The 16,753-nt window shown below is 64.7% G+C and carries 15 protein-coding genes and 1 tRNA gene; 11 read left to right on the forward strand and 5 right to left on the reverse strand.

The window, feature by feature from the left end; translation table 11 throughout:
* Positions 1-113: 113 nt before the first annotated feature.
* From QM588_RS13675 to QM588_RS13690, 4 genes are all read left to right on the forward strand, one after another.
* Complete coding sequence (locus QM588_RS13675) at positions 114-1,523, forward strand: acyl-CoA dehydrogenase family protein (RefSeq protein ID WP_283314166.1); 1,410 nt, start codon at positions 114-116, stop codon at positions 1,521-1,523.
* A 44-nt stretch (positions 1,524-1,567) separates the two neighbouring features.
* Positions 1,568-2,788, forward strand: a complete 1,221-nt coding sequence (locus QM588_RS13680) for an acyl-CoA dehydrogenase family protein (RefSeq protein ID WP_032397698.1) — start codon at positions 1,568-1,570, stop codon at positions 2,786-2,788.
* A gap of 184 nt (positions 2,789-2,972) precedes the next feature.
* Positions 2,973-3,317 (forward strand): YciI family protein, encoded by a 345-nt coding sequence (locus QM588_RS13685; RefSeq protein WP_027496565.1) that lies wholly within the window; start codon positions 2,973-2,975, stop codon positions 3,315-3,317.
* A gap of 16 nt (positions 3,318-3,333) precedes the next feature.
* The gene (locus QM588_RS13690; RefSeq protein WP_283314004.1) at positions 3,334-4,614 is read left to right on the forward strand and encodes an RNA polymerase sigma factor; all 1,281 of its coding nucleotides are present in this window, start codon (positions 3,334-3,336) and stop codon (positions 4,612-4,614) included.
* Here QM588_RS13690 and QM588_RS13695 read toward each other — a convergent pair.
* Complete coding sequence (locus tag QM588_RS13695) at positions 4,587-5,126, reverse strand: GNAT family N-acetyltransferase (RefSeq protein WP_283314006.1); 540 nt, start codon at positions 5,124-5,126, stop codon at positions 4,587-4,589. The genes QM588_RS13690 and QM588_RS13695 overlap by 28 nt on opposite strands.
* Before the next feature lie 73 nt (positions 5,127-5,199).
* Between QM588_RS13695 and QM588_RS13700 the strand changes: the two genes are divergently transcribed.
* Together QM588_RS13700 and QM588_RS13705 are read left to right on the forward strand one after the other, a co-directional pair.
* A complete protein-coding gene (locus QM588_RS13700) occupies positions 5,200-5,391 on the forward strand; it encodes a hypothetical protein (RefSeq protein ID WP_206498065.1) in 192 nt (63 codons plus the stop codon).
* Positions 5,392-5,396: 5 nt separating this feature from the next.
* Positions 5,397-6,017: a hypothetical protein gene (locus tag QM588_RS13705; RefSeq protein ID WP_283314008.1), complete on the forward strand. Its 621-nt coding sequence runs from the start codon at positions 5,397-5,399 to the stop codon at positions 6,015-6,017.
* Between the two features lie 2 nt (positions 6,018-6,019).
* On the opposite strand, the gene QM588_RS13710 is transcribed toward QM588_RS13705, so the two are convergent.
* Together QM588_RS13710 and QM588_RS13715 are read right to left on the reverse strand one after the other, a co-directional pair.
* The gene (locus tag QM588_RS13710; protein ID WP_283314009.1) at positions 6,020-6,532 is read right to left on the reverse strand and encodes a putative immunity protein; all 513 of its coding nucleotides are present in this window, start codon (positions 6,530-6,532) and stop codon (positions 6,020-6,022) included.
* A gap of 105 nt (positions 6,533-6,637) precedes the next feature.
* Positions 6,638-6,714 (reverse strand) — tRNA-Met (locus tag QM588_RS13715).
* A gap of 500 nt (positions 6,715-7,214) precedes the next feature.
* Here QM588_RS13715 and QM588_RS13720 point away from each other — a divergent pair.
* The gene (locus QM588_RS13720) at positions 7,215-7,787 is read left to right on the forward strand and encodes a transglycosylase family protein (protein WP_283314011.1); all 573 of its coding nucleotides are present in this window, start codon (positions 7,215-7,217) and stop codon (positions 7,785-7,787) included.
* Between the two features lie 141 nt (positions 7,788-7,928).
* Here the strand turns inward: QM588_RS13720 and QM588_RS13725 are convergent, their stop codons facing one another.
* Positions 7,929-10,889: a UPF0182 family protein gene (locus QM588_RS13725; RefSeq protein ID WP_283314013.1), complete on the reverse strand. Its 2,961-nt coding sequence runs from the start codon at positions 10,887-10,889 to the stop codon at positions 7,929-7,931.
* Positions 10,890-11,177: 288 nt separating this feature from the next.
* Here QM588_RS13725 and QM588_RS13730 point away from each other — a divergent pair, with 288 nt between their 5' ends.
* Complete coding sequence (locus tag QM588_RS13730; RefSeq protein ID WP_283314167.1) at positions 11,178-11,744, forward strand: PPA1309 family protein; 567 nt, start codon at positions 11,178-11,180, stop codon at positions 11,742-11,744.
* A gap of 15 nt (positions 11,745-11,759) precedes the next feature.
* Here the strand turns inward: QM588_RS13730 and QM588_RS13735 are convergent, their stop codons facing one another.
* Positions 11,760-12,785 (reverse strand): YlbL family protein, encoded by a 1,026-nt coding sequence (locus tag QM588_RS13735; RefSeq protein WP_283314015.1) that lies wholly within the window; start codon positions 12,783-12,785, stop codon positions 11,760-11,762.
* Positions 12,786-12,929: 144 nt separating this feature from the next.
* Here QM588_RS13735 and QM588_RS13740 point away from each other — a divergent pair, with 144 nt between their 5' ends.
* From QM588_RS13740 to QM588_RS13750, 3 genes are all read left to right on the forward strand, one after another.
* Positions 12,930-14,333: a zinc-dependent metalloprotease gene (locus QM588_RS13740; RefSeq protein ID WP_283314017.1), complete on the forward strand. Its 1,404-nt coding sequence runs from the start codon at positions 12,930-12,932 to the stop codon at positions 14,331-14,333.
* Between the two features lie 123 nt (positions 14,334-14,456).
* Positions 14,457-15,344, forward strand: coding sequence for a hypothetical protein (locus QM588_RS13745; protein WP_283314018.1), 888 nt, complete (start codon positions 14,457-14,459; stop codon positions 15,342-15,344).
* A 95-nt stretch (positions 15,345-15,439) separates the two neighbouring features.
* The gene (locus QM588_RS13750) at positions 15,440-16,750 is read left to right on the forward strand and encodes an ABC1 kinase family protein (RefSeq protein WP_283314019.1); all 1,311 of its coding nucleotides are present in this window, start codon (positions 15,440-15,442) and stop codon (positions 16,748-16,750) included.
* Positions 16,751-16,753: the final 3 nt, after the last annotated feature.

A 16,753-nucleotide genomic window follows, 5' to 3' on the forward strand; every position in this document is an offset into this window, starting at 1 on the left:
GGCTACGAACTGACCGCTCAGGTGTCGTGCGCCACCAGTACTTACTCGACAGTAGACAGCTAACTTACTCGGGAGTAAGATCTGTGAAGTCCGTGCCCGACGCCGAGGAACTGGTGATCATGAGCAAGCAAGACAGTGTGGTCGACGCGAAGGCCCCCAAGGTGCCCCGCGATACTTCTGCGGTTGGCCTCAACCCGTTCAAGAGAGATGCGATCGGAACCGCCATGCGTGTTCTGACGGCCATCACCGGGTCTGAACTGGCAGAGAAGTACAACCTCCGACAGACCATCGACCGCGTCACGTACGAGAGCACCAAGACCGGGTTCAAGACCCTCGGCGCTGCCAACCGTACGTTCGCGAAGGTCACCGGAGGCGGCAAGCCCAAGCGTCTCGACGACGGTGCCGCCAAGAACCTGAGCTACTTCGACCTGACGCCGAACGACGAGCAGCGCATGATCGTCGAGACGGTCAAGGAGTTCGCCGAGGAAATCCTCCGGCCCGCCGCCTTCGACGCGGATCACAACGCCTCGTCGCCCGAAGACCTGGTCCGTCGATCTGCCGAGCTCGGCATCACGCTGATCAACGTTCCGGAAGAGCTCGACGGAGCCGCCACCGAACGTGGAGCCGTCACCAACGCGCTCGTCGCCGAGGCTCTCGCTCACGGTGACATGGGACTGGCCCTACCGATCCTCGCGCCCAGCGGTGTCGCCGTCGCCCTCACCCAGTGGGGCACCGACGCACAGCAGAAGACGTACCTCCCGGCATTCGTCGGCGAGAAGGTGCCCAACGCTGCAGTGGTCGTCAACGAGCCGCGCGCGCTGTTCGATCCGTACGCATTGCAGACCAAGGCCGTTCGCTCCCCCAGCGGCTACAAGCTCAACGGAATCAAGAGCCTCGTGCCTGCGGCCGGCAGCTCCGAGCTGTTCGTCATCGCAGCTGAGCTGGAAGGCCGTCCGGCATTCTTCATCGTCGAGTCCGACTCCAAGGGACTTGTCGTAGAAGCCGACCCGAGTATGGGCCTGCGCGCGGCCGGCCTGGGACGCCTGATCCTGACCGACGTGGCAGTTCCCGAGTCGGCTCTTCTCGGTGACGGTGACGCAGACCAGCGGGCCGCCGAGTACAGCGCTGCCATCGGTCTCGCTCGACTGGGCTGGGCATCCTTGGCCGTGGGTACCGGCCAGGCCGTACTCGACTACGTCATTCCGTACGTCAACGATCGTGTCGCCTTCGGTGAGCCGATCAGCAATCGACAGGCCGTGGCCTTCATGGTCGCCAACATCGCCATCGAACTCGACGGCATGCGGTTGGTCACGCTACGCGGCGCGTCGCGGGCCGAGCAGGGCCTGTCGTTCGCTCGTGAATCGGCGCTCGCGCGTCGACTCGCTTCCGAGAAGGGCATGCAGATCGGTTCCGACGGCGTGCAGCTACTCGGCGGTCACGGTTTCACCAAGGAGCACCCGGTCGAGCGTTGGTACCGCGATCTGCGGTCCGTCGGCGTCGCCGAAGGCATCGTTCTCATCTAGCTCGCCGCCCCGAATTCCATGGCACTCACCCAAGGACATACACGATGATCAATCTTGAACTTCCCAAGAAGCTTCGGGCGCAGGCGAATCAGGCTCACCAGGTCGCAGCCGAGATCTTCCGCCCGATTTCCCGCAAGTACGACCTCGCCGAGCACGAGTACCCGGTGGAGCTCGACACCATGGCGTCGATGGTCGAAGGCATGTCCGACGCCGGTGGAGAAATCGGTGGAGCCGCCGGTGGCCGCGAGAAGGACAGCGAGTCGGCCAAGCCCAGCAAGACCGCGAATGCCAACGGCGGCAACATGTCCGCTCTGGTGAACGTGATCGAGACCTGCTGGGGCGACGTCGGCCTGACGCTGTCGATCCCCTACCAGGGACTCGGCAACTCGGCGATCGCCGCGGTGTCCACCGACGAGCAGCTCGAGCGCTTCGGCAAGGTGTGGGCTTCGATGGCCATCACCGAGCCCAGCTTCGGCTCGGACTCCGCGGCAGTCACCACCACCGCTGTTCTCGACGGCGACGAGTGGGTGCTCAACGGCGAGAAGATCTACGTCACCGCCGGTGAGCGGTCCACCCACATCGTGGTGTGGGCAACGGTCGACAAGTCGCTCGGCCGCGCGGCCATCAAGTCGTTCGTCGTCCCGCGTGACGCTCCGGGCCTGTCGGTTGCCCGCCTCGAGCACAAGCTGGGCATCAAGGCATCCGACACCGCAGCCCTGCTGCTCGAGGATTGCCGCATCCCGAAGGACAACCTGCTGGGCACCGCCGAGGTCAATGTCGAAAAGGGCTTCGCGGGCGTCATGCAGACGTTCGACAACACTCGCCCTCTGGTTGCGGGAATGGCGATCGGCGTCGCCCGTGCCGCACTCGAAGAGTTGCGGTCGATCCTGGTCGATGCGGGAGTCGACATCTCGTACGAGACTCCCGCCTACAACCAGCACGCGGCGGCTGCAGAGTTCCTGCGACTCGAAGCGGATTGGGAAGCTGCACATCTGCTTGCGTTGCGCGCGGCGTGGATGGCCGACAACAAGGAGCCCAACTCGCTGCAGGCGTCGATGTCGAAGGCGAAGGCCGGACGTTCCGCAGTCGACATCACCCTGAAAGCAGTCGAGTTGGCCGGCACCTACGGTTACTCCGAGCGCCCGCTGCTCGAGAAGTGGAGCCGTGACTCCAAGATTCTCGACATCTTCGAGGGCACACAGCAGATCCAGCAGCTGATCGTTGCCCGTCGCGTACTCGGCAAGTCCTCGGCCGAGCTGAAGTAACGACTGGCTCGTCATCGAGTCGGCTCGTGATCGACAAGCGGCACCGGACCTTGCGTCCGGTGCCGCTTTCGTGCGCTTCGGAGAAATGTCGAGGGTCGGTGTCGATATCGTGATGTCTCGATCGTCGTCTTCGTGTACGGCGAATCGCGCCGCGACACCGAGGTACCCAACCAGGGAGCGCACCATGAAGTACATCCTGTTGATCAACGCCGACACCTCTCCCGGTGCTGCACCCGGCTGCAGCAGCGTGGAGGACTGGATGACGTACGAGAAGGAACTGAAGGAGGCCGGGGTCTACGTTGCCGGGCACGCTCTGGCCGACTTGACCACTGCCACCGCGGTACGCGTCGATCCGAGCACGGGCGAACGGACCGTCACGGACGGCCCGTATGCCGAGTCGCACGAGGTACTCGGGGGTTACGACGTCATCGACGTCCCTGACCTCGATGCCGCGCTCGAGTGGGCGGCCCGCTGCCCCGGCTCCAAGGACGGCGGCACCGTCGTCGTGCGCCCGCTCGCAGAATTCTGACCCGCGGGGTCGTGGGGTGAGCGAGGTCGAGGTCAGTCGAACGATCGGATCGGTCTTCCGTGCCGAGCGTTCGATGCTGCTCGCGTCGTTGGTGCAGCGCTACCGTGACCTCGACCTCGCGGAGGAGGTGACGTCGGATGCCATCGAGGCGGCTCTGAAGCATTGGCCGATCGATGGCATACCGGCCAAGCCAGGGGCCTGGTTGCTCACCACAGCCCGGCGCAAGGCAGTCGACCGCCTCCGACGCGATGAGACACTGGCTGCGAAAATGGCCGTACTGCAGATCGACTCGGACCGAGACAACCCGGCCGGCTCGAATGCGCTCGACGATCGTGTGCCCGACGATCGCCTTCAGCTGTTTTTCACGTGCTCTCATCCGGCTCTCGCTGCCCAGGACCGACTCGCTTTGACGCTGAGGTGTCTTGCGGGCCTGTCCACCGCCGAGGTGGCGCGCGCGCTGCTCATCCCTCCTGCCACGGCAGCACAGCGAATAGTGCGGGCCAAGAACAAGATTCGCGTGGGTCGTATTCCGTTTCGCGTTCCGGGACCGGACGAGCTGGCGGAGAGGGTGCCCATGGTGCTCGAGGTCGTCTACTCCATTTTCACCGAGGGGTACTCGGCGACATCCGGGGACGGAGTCGGACGCGTCGATCTCACGGACGAAGCGATCGACATGGGCCGAGTTCTGCACGCGGCTCTGCCGGGCACGTCGGAGGTGGCCGGCTTGCTGGCGCTGATGTTGCTGATCGACGCCAGACGCCGCGCACGGATCGACGCGCACGGCGAGATCGTGCTGTTGGCCGATCAGGACCGGCACGCATGGAATTCCGCATTCATCGCCGAGGGCACGGAACTCGTGAGCGAGGCCCTGACCCGCGGACCGGCCGGCCCGTACTCCGTTCAGGCCGCCATCGCGGCACTACACGACGAGGCCGCTGACGACGAGGAAACGGACTGGCTTCAGATCGTGGCTCTGTACGACGTGTTGATGACGCTCACCCCGTCACCGGTCGTCGCACTCAATCGCGCGGTTGCCGTCGCGATGACCGATGGGCCGGGGGCCGGCCTCGAGTTGTTGGACGCCATCGCCGCTGAACCGGCCCTGAGCCGTTACCACCCGTTCGCGATGGCGAAGGCCGATCTGCTGCACCGAGCCGGCCGCGTGGACGAGGCCGCCGAGCACTACCGGAGAGCGTTGGACTTCGCGCGAACGGCGCCGGAGAAGCGTTTGCTGAAAAGACGACTCGCCGAGGTCACCGACGCAGGCGCTCAGGCGGACAGCACAGCATTCACCTGATCTGCCGTCAGCGGTCGGTCTGCGTACACCAGCCGGATGGCCTCGGGATCGGGGTTACCGATATCGGGTCCGCGGGAGACCAGCTCCAGGCCGGCACGCTCTGCAACCCGGCCGGATGCGACATTGTGTTCGAGAAGGTATGCCACGACCGGCATTTCGGGCCGAGTCCGGTGCGCGCACTCGACTGCAGTTCGACACATCTCTGCGGCATACCCGTTGCCCTGCGCGTGGGGATGGAGACGGTAGCCGAGGTTCCAGAAAGCACTCTGTCTGATGGAACATCCGCCGTAGCCGCTGACCATGTCGCTGCCGTGCTCACGAACGATCCACGTACTCAATCCATCTCGACGCCATTGTTCTGTCCACTTCTGCATCATGCGTTCGGTCGTACCGATATCGGTGTGCCGCAGGCTCGGAAAATGTGTCCACGACTGCGGGTCACTGCAGATCTCGTACAACGCGTCGAGATCTGCGCCTGCAGGCTCGTCGAGAACCAGTCGTGGGGTCCGCATTCGCACACCGGTGATCCTAGGGGGCTCGAGTCTGGTAGACCGGTGGTAGACGATCGAGCGAAGGGTGACAGTCATGGCCGAGTGGATCAAGAAGGTCGAAGAAAACGCCAAGGGCCTCATCGCAGAGGCAGAACAGGAACTGACGGCTCTCGAGGGCGCGGACACCGTCGACCTCACCGCAGACGAGCCGGAGGATGCTGCGACCACCGACGACGACGATGACATCGTCACCAGCGACGATGCACGGGAGCAGGTCTCGGACTGACGTCGGTGCCCGACCCCTCCGTGTCCGGCCGAAGCACTTGGTCCACCACGACGCACGACTGGTCGAGGGATGTCGATCGAGATCACCTCTCGCACATCAGAAGCCACCCCGGTGAGTACGCGCCGGGTGGAGCGCTGCACCTGGTTCTCGAAGTCCTCGCGTATGCGGTGGACGAAGCCGAGGATCAGGGAGGCGGTCACGCGACCATCACGTTCGACTCGGACGGCACGATCGAGGTAACGGACTTCGGACGAGGCACCGACACACGGTTCGACCGCGGACTCGCAATTCGCAAGCCCGTTGTGAGCACTTCAGATGTTCGCTTCTTCGACCGGCTGGAGCCAGTGCTGTTGGCGGATGGACATGCCCGCCGAGGAATGTCGACCGTCGCAGCGCTGTCGGACGTGCTCGAGCACTCCAACCGTCGCAGTGGGGGCTCGTGGACCCGTCGATACCAGCACGGGTTGCCCGTCACCGAATTGGTGTCGACCACCCCTACGGACCGGACCGGTACCACGATCCGGTTTCGTCCCGATACCTCACTGCTCGCCGCAGATCAGCTGCGGCCGCGCGATCTTCGCGCTCTGGTCGTCGAAACCCAGTCCTTGACGGTCACGGTTCTGTAGATCTACTCGAACACGTACCAGCAGATGCTGTTTCTCCTGTGCTGGTCCTCCAACACCAGGTCCCGCACACTGTCCGGCAGTTGCTTCCTCTGCCACTGATTCTCGATGTGCCCTGCAGCGCCTCGGCTTGCCGACGGTGCCGCAGCTCGGGCAGCCTTGATGGCGTACGCAGCCGCTCCCAGGTCGTGCTCGGCCACGTGCGCCACGCACGCGGCCTGGCCTGCGGCGTACGCGGCAAAACGAGCCGCCCCGTGAAGGGGACGCGCCGCGCCCATCGCGTGTCCGCCGAGGGCGCGGGTCTCCATCATCGGCAGCTCCCCGCGTACCCATGCGCCGATCCCGTCGATGGCTTCCCGTGGTCTGGTGTCCGACGGAACCGAGCTCTCGAACAGAGGCAGCACGTGTTCGGCGCAGGCAGCAGCCCAGAGTGCCAGGGCCCGCTGATCGTCATCGGAGAGCAGTCCCCCGCGCCGGACGGTGACGAGCCGGGGATCTCGAACAGCGGGCAGGATCATCCTCGGCCGTCCTCTCCGCACGGGCATTGGGCGGTCGAACATCAACGCACGGCAGCTATCAGAGCACGAAAAAGCCCGAGACCGTTCGGTCTCGGGCTTTTCCAATGGTAGCGGGGACAGGATTTGAACCTGCGACCTCTGGGTTATGAGCCCAGCGAGCTACCGAGCTGCTCCACCCCGCGTTGCATCTACGAAGTTACCCTCGTGTGTACGGCGAATGCAAATCACGTGACCACGGGGTGCTCGACCGCGTCGATCGGTTCGACGCGTGCTGGAGCCGACCCAACCAGCACGTTCGTGGCCCCCGGAAATAGTGCTCCGGGTCTCTTTAAATGCGTGTTTCGGGTCACATAACGGTGGGATCACGAAGGTGAAACATTACCGCTACAGTACGGCTTGACCTGGATAAATGGGGGGCTTCATCCCACCATGTGGACACTCCTCATCCCATAACCGCTCCGTGACGGTGGATGAATCGTCGACTACCTTCACGGACGGCCCTAAACCGCTGGGCTTGCACCACCCCGCCGCTTCTTTCGCTCTGCCCCGCGGGTGTGGTCCCCAATACGTACGGGGGCAGAGCCGCGACGATACGAAGTGCCTGGTCGCCATCGCCATCACCATCGGCGTAGCGATTCACAGGCCAGTCGCGCCAGTCGAGCGCGGAGAGGATTCACCCCGCATGACCACTCAGAACAACTTCGGTAAGCGCGCACTCGGATTGGCCGCCATCGCCGGCGCAGCCGTCGCCATTCCGCTCGGCGTTTCTGCCGGAACCGCCAACGCAGCCACCCACAACTGGGACGGCGTCGCACAGTGCGAGAGCGGTGGCAACTGGAACATCAACACCGGAAACGGCTACTACGGTGGCCTGCAGTTCTCGCAGAGCACCTGGACGGCCAACGGCGGAACCGGCTCGCCCGCCAACGCCTCCAAGGCCGAGCAGATCCGCGTCGCGGAGAACACCCTGCAGAGCCAGGGACCGGGCGCATGGCCCGTCTGTGGTCAGCAGCTGACCACCGGCACCTCGGCAGCCGAGCCCGAAGCGGCACCGGCACCGGCTCCTCAGGCCGCTCCGGCACCGGCCCCCGCGCCTGCCGTTGCACCCGAGGCCGCAGCAGCCGCACAGGCCGCTCAGGCCGCTCAGGGCGCATTCGACGCAGCATCCAAGCTCGCCGACCAGTACGGCCTGAGCACCCAGTTCCAGCACTTCGTCGCTGCGAACGCTCCTGTGCTCGCGCCCATCGGACGCTGATCCACCGGCAGTTCGCTGAAACTGCCTCGTTCCGTTTGCAGTGATGCACTGCGCATTGCTGTAGCGGACAACGACAGAGCCGCCTCACCGATTCGGTGAGGCGGCTCTGTCGTCGCTATGAGCCCGGTGAAACCGTGCCGATCAGCTACCGGCCCGGTTGTAAGTGTCGACCGCCGTCTGCAGGTTCTCGAGCGCGGTGCCGAGTTCCGCCAGGTTTCCACTCTGCTGGGCACTGCGCACAGCGGAGAGGGCGGCGTTCAAACCGGTGACAGCGGCGTCCCTGGTGGTCGACCCACCGGTGGACGGAGCCGGATTCGCCGGTGCCGATCCGCCTTCGGACGGGGTCGTCTCGGGTACGGCACCCGGCTGGGTACTGCCGTCGGTCTCCCCCGGTGCCGTGACTGTCCGTCCGGCACCGGCCCCGAACACTTGCTCGATGGCCTCGGGCAGCGTGGCGGCGTAACCGACACGACCCTCGTACGACACCAACACCCGGATCAACTGCGGGTACGCCGACGCCTCGTTGGTTCGCGAGGCGTACACCGGCTCCACATAGATCAACCCGCCGTTGCCCACGGGCAGAGTCAGAAGATTACCGAACTCGACAGTGTTCTCTCGGCGCACGATGCCGAGGCTTTCGGAGACGTCCGTCGTGGTCGTCATCTGGTTCTGTACCTGATTCGGGCCCTGAGTGGACGTATCGGTCGGCAACCTCAGCACGGTGATCTTGCCGTAGTTGTCCGGATCCGAATCTGCGCTGACGTACGCACCCAGCACTTCTCGGCGATATCCCACCAGCGCACTGGTCAGCTGGAACGAGGCCTGGTTCTCCTCGTTGGAGATGTCGGACGCGACGACGTAGTACGGAGGCTGCTTGGCGGCCGTGTTCTCCGCGGTCGGGTCGGTCGGAACTTCCCAGAACGCGTTGTTGGTGAAGAACTCTCGCGGATCGTTGACGTGGTACTTCGTCAGCAGTTCGCGCTGAACCTTGAACAGGTCCTCCGGGTACCGGAAGTGATCCCGCAATTCCGGAGACACCTCGCTCTTCGGAATGACCGTTCCGGGGAACACGCCTTCCCATGCCTTGAGCACCGGGTCGTTCTCGTCCTGCTCGTACAGCTTGACGGTGCCGTCGTAGGCGTCGACAGTGGCCTTGACCGAGTTCCGGATGTACGAGACTTCCCGGCTCGGCAGTGCGCGCGTTGTCGTCGACTCGATGCTGTCGGCAGTCGCATCCTCGAGCGACATCCGCTGGGCATACGGGAAGTTGTCCAGCGTCGTGTAGCCGTCGATGATCCAGACGAGCTTGCCGTCGACGATCGCCGGGTACGTCGAACCATCGGTGGTGAGCCAGGGCGCGACCTTCTGCACACGGTCTCGGGGATCACGGTTGAACAGAATCTTCGATTCGTCACCGATCACACTCGAGAACAGGATGTTGCGTTCGGCGTACTTGCTCGCGAACACGAGTCGATTGAAGAAGTTACCGACGTCGACACCCGCTGCACCGGTGTAGGAGTAGCTCTTGCTGTCCGTGTCGTACTCACGGGGTTCACCGGCCGAGCCGACGATGGAGTAATCGGCGTCGGAGTTCGCGATGACCGGGCCGAAGTAGATGCGCGGCTGATCGAGGTCACCTGGGCCGTCCTTGCGCACGGTTCCCTCGGCGTTGTTCTCGATCCAGTTCACCTGGTAGTTGGGATAACCACCACGCCCACCGCTGGACTCGTCGGCGACAGCCTCGTCGACGGAGTTGGCCGGCGCAGCAACGAAGCCGTTTCCGTGCGTGAACACGGTGTGGCGGTTGATCCAGTCACGCTGGTTCGCGTCGAGAGTCTGCGGTGAGATCTCACGCGCGGCGACGACGTAGTCGCGGAGGTTACCGTCCGCGTCCGGGTAGCGGTCGACGGCCAAGGTATCGGGGAATCCGTAGAAGTTACGGATCTGACGCTGCTGAGTGAACGTCGGCGCGAGGATGTTCGGATCGAGCAACCGGATGTTCGACATCGTGGCCGACTCCGATGCCACTTCGCTCGGGCTCAGCGAGGCTTCACCCGAATAGTCGCGGTACGAGACCACGTCATCGGTCAAGCCGTACGCAGACCTCGTTGCCGCGATGTTGCGCTCGATGTACGTGCTTTCCTTGTCGGCCGCGTTCGGGCGAACCGAGAACTGCTCCATCACCAGTGGCCAGACGGCACCGATCAGGATCGACGACAGCACCAACAGCGCTGTGGCCAACGCGGGGATTCTGAGGTCGCGAAGGAAGATGGCCGCAAAGAACGCAATCGCGCAGATGACCGCGATAGCCAACAGAATCAGCTTGGCCGGCAGCACCGCGTTGATGTCGGTGAAGCTGGCACCGGTGAACGTCGGCTCCTTACGACTGCTCGACAACAACGTGTATCGGTCGAACCAGTAGGCGATGGCCTTGAGCAGGACGAAGGTGCCGGCCAGCACAGCGAGCTGAATCCGCGCCGCGCGGGTGAGCGCTCCCTCTCGGCCGGCGAGACGAATGCCGCCGAACACGTACTGCGTCACCAGGTTCGCGAAGAACGCCACCAGGATCGCAACGAACAGCCAGTTCAGGATGAAGCGGTAGAACGGCAGATCGAACGAGTAGAACCCGACGTCCAGGCCGAACTGCGGGTCGGTCTGGCCGAAGTCGCCGCCATGCAGGAACAGCTGCACGGTGACCCAGTTCGTCTGCGCGATCATGCCGGACAGGAAGCCGAACACGACCGGGATCCCGATGCCGAACAACCGCAATCGGCTCATCACCGTGGTGCGGTAGCGAGCGATCGGATCGTTGGGTCCGGCCACCGGTACGAACACCGGGCGGTTGCGGTACGCGACGACCAGCGCGCCGAAGACGATGAGCCCGACGACGACAGCGACGACGAGGAAAATCACCAACCGGGTCAGCAGAGTGGTGGTGTAGACGCCGCGGAAGTCGACTTCTCCGAACCACAACCAGTTCGTGTAGATATCGATCAACCGCGGACCGATGAGCAGCAAAGCTGCTACTACCAAGGCCAATACGAGCAAGATCCGGCTTCGCCGCGACAACGACGGCATACCGGTGGGGGGCCTCATGCCCACGTGCCACACTCCAACTTCGGGCGACGCCGATGGCGCCGCAGATGACTGTCACGGCGCACCTCGCGTGCGCCGCATGTCCGTTTCGCCCTACTGTACGTACGTTGATCCTACGGCTGTGACGCCCGTACTGCGGCCCCGCCGGACAGCAGGTCAGGAGCATCGACTTTCGTGGAACCATTCGGATGCGAGGATAGTGCGGTGAGCAACGACAGTGACGGACTGCCCGGCCAGGAACATTTCGGAGACGACTTCGACCCCGAGTCGGGTGGACCCGACGTCGCCGACGCGTTGGCTCGGTGCGCGCGTGAGGTGGCGGACTTCGTCGACGCGGGCGGGTGGGGCCAGGCGCCCCAGATGTTCGCGCTGGTGCCCACCGCTGCTCTCGCGGCAGCAGAACCCGGCCTGCTCGACGATCTGGCCGACGGCGCTGCACTCACACCGATCCAGCAGCATTCGTTGCCCGAGGACATCACCGGCGGCTCCCCCGCACTCGACGAATTCCTCGCCACGTCGACGTGGCCGGAGGGCGTCGTGGGATGCGCACTCGTCCAGGAGATCGTCGTTCTCCCCCCGGCGGCGGAGTCGGCGCTCGACGATGCGCTGATGCCGCTGCTCGCGGATCCCGACGCGGCCGACAACGCGGCGCGTTCGGCCGCCGAGAACCATCCCGAAAAGCGTGACGCGCGACTGATCGTGGCAGTGTTGAAAGACGGACCGTCGTTGACGTTGTTGCAACTGCATCCGGACGAGGACGCCGATCCGTTCGCTCCCGTCGACCTCCGCATCGCCGAGGATCTGGCACCCAACGTCGTCCACGGTCTGTACGCGACGTTCGACGTGGTCGAGGACGACTGAGTACGACCCGGGGGGTCAGCTACACGTCGGAGCGTCCTCGCCCGATCCGATCGCCCGGAGTGAGTCGATCGCGTTGTCCAGCGATTCGACTCGCACCAAGCGCAGACCGTCGGGCACATTCTGTTGCGCCTCACCACAATTGGCGTCGGGCACCAGGAAAGTCGTGGCCCCTGCCTCGCGAGCTGCGATCAGTTTGTAGGGAATACCGCCGATGGGGCCGACCGTTCCCGCTGCGTCGATCGTGCCTGTTCCGGCCACGAATTCGCCGTTGCTCAGCTCGCCGGGACTCAGTTTGTCCACGACCGCCAGGCTGAACATCAAGCCGGCGGACGGACCACCGACGTCGGCGAGATTGAACTTCACGTCGAACGGAACGTCCGGCTGTTCCTCGGGCGTCACACCGAGATATCCCTTGGACGGATCATCCGGCCTGGCCCCGAGCACAACGGAGCCCGTACGAGGGGCACCATCGCGCACGTAGTCGATGTCGAGCGAATCGCCGGGTGCCTTGGCGCTGACGGCCTCGCGAACCGCGCCGGCCGTCGAGACGGGGGCACCGCCCACCGCAACCAGAGTGTCTCCGATGTCCAGCACGCCTGCGGCGGGGCCGTCCTGGGCCACGCTGGTCACCGACAGCGACACCGGGAGGTCGAGGTGATGCAGAGCGGCGAGTTCGGCACTGGATTCCGATTGCTCGAAATCGGCCTGATTACCTTCCTGCACTTCCTCTTTCGACTTGTCCGGTGGGTATACCTCCTCGCGAGGTACCAGTCCCTGGCGCCCACTGGCCCAGAACCCGAGAGCCTCGAAGAGATTGAGCTGATCCCGCACGGCCACCGTCGTCATGTTCAGATGGCCTGCGGTCGGGTCGACGTCGGTGCCGTCGATCTGGACGACGGGCACGCCATCGACGTCGCCGAGAGTGTTGTACGTCGGCCCGGGGCCGAGTGCCGCGAACGGAACGGTGACGACCGAGCCGGTGACGCCCAGCACCACGACCGGTACCAGCGCTGCGACGAGTGTGGCGATCCTTCGGTTCACTCGGTAGACACTAGATCCGAACGTGCGGCGGCGTGGATACCGCCCCTGCCGGAGCCCGTCGCACGATGCGACGAAGCCGTTCTGTTCGCCGTCAGCGTGACGATCTTCCGCGCTCGGAGTGCTCATGGCTTGTACCGTTGAGCCATGAGCAATTTTGGTTTCGGTGCTTCCGACGACGACCCGGACAAGAAGAAGGATCCGGACGGATCGGGTAACCCCGCCGGTTTCGGGTTCGGGGCCGAGGGCTTCGACCCCGCACAACTGGGCCAGATGCTCACCCAGTTCGGCCAGATGCTCAGCGGCATGGGTGCCGCGGGGTCGGGCGGATCATCGGCCGGACCGGTCAATTACGACCTCGCCAAGCAATTGGCCCGGCAGCAGATGGGCGACTTCAGCCCGGTGTCGGCCGGTGAACGTGAGGCCATCACCGACGCTGCCCACCTGGCGGAACTGTGGCTGGACGGTGCCACCACGTTGCCTGCCGGTGCCACCAAGACCGCAGCGTGGACGCCGGTCGACTGGCTGGACAACACCATCGACACCTGGAAGCGGCTGTGCGATCCGGTCGCCGAGCAGATCTCGGGCATGTGGACCTCCGGGTTGCCGCCGGAGGCTCAGCAGATGGCCGGACCGATGATGGGCATGCTGACCCAGATGGGCGGAATGGCATTCGGCTCGCAACTCGGTCAGGCACTGGGCCAACTGTCGAAAGAAGTCCTGACCTCCACCGACATCGGTCTCCCGCTCGGCCCGTCGGGCACCGCAGCGTTGCTACCGTCGGCGATCGCGTCGTTCAGCGAGGGTCTCGAACAGCCCGAGCGTGAGGTGCTGGTGTTCCTCGCCGCCCGCGAAGCTGCGCACCAGCGGCTGTACAGCCATGTTCCGTGGCTGCGCCAGCGTGTTCTCGCCACTGTCGAGGAATATGCTCGCGGCATCCGCATGGACTTCTCGGCAATCGAGGAAGCCGCTGCCGGGCTCGACCCGTCGGCGTTGACGGATCCGTCGAAGATCGAAGCGCTGCTGCAGCAGGGTTCGTTCGAGCCGCAGACCACACCCGAGCAGAAGCACGCTCTCGAACGTCTCGAAACGTTGCTGGCGCTGGTGGAGGGCTGGGTGGAGACCGTGGTTACGGCCGCACTCGGCGACCGTCTCCCCGGCGCGGTTGCTCTCGCCGAGACCATTCGCCGCCGCCGCGCCTCCGGCGGCCCGGCAGAGCAGACGTTCGCGACGCTGGTCGGTCTCGAGTTGCGTCCCCGCAAGGTGCGCGAGGCCGCCGATCTGTGGCGCCAACTGCTGGCAGCCGCCGACGTGGAGGGCCGCGACGGGGTGTGGGCACACCCGGATCTCCTACCCGACGCATCCGACCTGGACAATCCGGCGGCGTTCATCGACCGAGTCGTCGGCGGCGGCACCTCCAGCTTCGACGACCCCATCGCGCAACTCGAGGCGATGGAGGCGAAGGAGGCCGCCGAACGAGCGGAACACGGCACGGACGACGCCTCGGAGGACGGCGACGACCATCCGGACAAGGGCTCTTCCACACCCTGAACCCGGACGGCGCACACCAATGCCGTCGGCCTCGTCGAACGCCTGCTCGAAGCCCATTTTCCCCTGTGGATAACGTGCTTGGAGCGGGCGTTTGCCGTGAGGCCGAGTGTCACAGTGTGGTTCATGATCACATCGACCGTTCGACTCGATCCCGCGGTGGCCATCCTGCCGCGACGGGACGGAACCGTTCAGCTCGGATGGAGCCCCGAGACCAGCGTCGTCGTCACTCCCCCTCCCGGTTCGGAACCGGGTTCGATACTCGAGATCCTGCGGCTTCTCGCGGCAGGACGTTCCAGGCCTCACATCGTCTGTCACGCAATGACGCTGGGTTTGTCCGCGAATCGAGTGTCGTCGATGCTGGCCGAATTGGACGATTCGGGACTGCTCGTGCACGGCACGAGTGGCCCGGCGGCGAACAACGCGGACGCTCCGTCGAGTGAACTGCGCGACATTCGTTCCGTACATCTCGTGGGCCGTGGGCCGCTCTCGGATGCGCTGACCGCCGGGTTGCGGCGCACCAGCGTCGCGGTGACCAGAACGAGCCTGACCCCGACACGCTATCCGCACCTCGCCGTGAACGCGTGGCAGTACGACGTGGTCGTGCTCACCGACGACCTCGTCGTCGAACCTCGTCTGGTGACCGATCTGGTGCGGAAGCGGATCCCGCACCTGCAGGTGCGATTGCGGGACGGGAGAGGAATCGTCGGCCCGTTCGTGGTGCCCGGGCAGACGAGTTGCCTGCGTTGCGCAGATCTCACCCGCTGCGATCTCGACCCGGAGTGGCCGCACCTGTCCGCACATCTGCTCGGCACGGTGGGTCAGGCGAGTACCGCCACGGTGTTGGCAACGGCGGCGTTCGCGTTCGCTCAACTCGAAACCCTCATCTATCGCACGGACGGCAGGATGCCCGAAACCACCGACTGCACGATGGAGCTGAGTTTCGCGGCAACCGGTACGTCCGTGCACAAACGTCAGTGGACGCGGCATCCACATTGCGACTGCTGGTACTGACGACACGGTCACTCGACCACCCGCCCACCTCGGCCGTCGCGGCCACGGTTTCACCGGTCCGAGCATTTGTCGGAAGGTTCAGCCATGATGGAGCTGTGTCAGACATACCGCGCCGTGGATCCACTCGTACGGCGAAACTAGCCAGCATTCCTCTGGGAATGGCCGGACGTGCCGCGATGGGCTTCGGAAAGAAGCTCGCAGGCGGAAACCGCGACGAGATCGACGCGGACATGGCCGCCAAAGCAGCCGAGCAACTCTTCTCCGTGCTCGGAGAGCTCAAGGGCGGGGCCATGAAGCTCGGTCAGATGCTGTCGGTGATGGAAGCCGCCGTCCCCGAGGAGTATTCGGAGCCCTACCGTGAGGCACTGACGAAGCTGCAGGCTCAGGGCCCGCCCATGCCGGCCAAAACAGTGCATCGCGTACTCGATCAACAACTGGGTACGGCGTGGCGATCACGGTTCGAGAGTTTCGACGACACCGCAATCGCCTCGGCCAGCATCGGCCAGGTCCACCGAGCCACATGGGCGGACGGGCGTGACGTCGCGGTCAAGATCCAGTATCCGGGTGCGGACGACGCCCTGCGGTCGGACCTCAAGACTCTGTCTCGTTTCGCGAATCTGTTCAGCACGGTGCTCGCGGGTACGGACGTCAAGCCCGTGCTCGAAGAGCTGACGGCTCGCACCGAGGACGAGCTCGATTACCGCATCGAGGCAGCCAATCAGCGCGCCTTCAGCAAGGAGTTCGCGGGCGATCCGCGGTTCGCGGTTCCGAAGATCGTCGCCAGCGCCCCGAAAGTGGTTGTGAGCGAATGGATGACGGGCAGGCCACTGGCCGATGTGATCGCGCACGGAACTGCGGACGAGCGTAATCGAGCCGGCGAACTACTCGCGCGGTTCGCGTTCGAGTCTCCCGCGCGCGCGAAATTGTTGCACGCGGACCCACATCCAGGAAACTTCATGATGCTCGACGACGGCCGAATGGGCGTCATCGATTTCGGTGCGTGTGCTCCGATGCCCGACGGCCTGCCTCCGGTCCTCGGTCGGATGGTCGCACTCGCTCGCGACGAGAAGTTCGACGAACTGGTCGAACTGTGCACCGAGAGTGGCTTCGTGGTGCCGGGTCGCACAGTGACGGAGAAGGAAATTGCCGATTACCTTCGCCCGTTCACAGACCCGATTCACACCGAGTCGTTTCACTTCACGCGGGCGTGGCTGCAGAAGGCGGCAGGCACCGCCGCGGATTTCAACAGCGCACAGTTCCGTACCGTTCGATCGCTGAACATGCCGCCGGAGTACGTGATGATCTTTCGAGTACTGGGCGGCCTGGTGGGAATCTGCGCGCAGCTCGACGCCTACGCGCCGTACATGGCAATTCTGACGGAATGGTTGCCCGGCTTCACCGAGTGAATC

The sequence above is a fragment of the Rhodococcus sp. IEGM 1354 genome, assembly GCF_030056855.1.
In the GTDB taxonomy this organism is placed as follows: Bacteria; Actinomycetota; Actinomycetes; order Mycobacteriales; family Mycobacteriaceae; genus Rhodococcoides.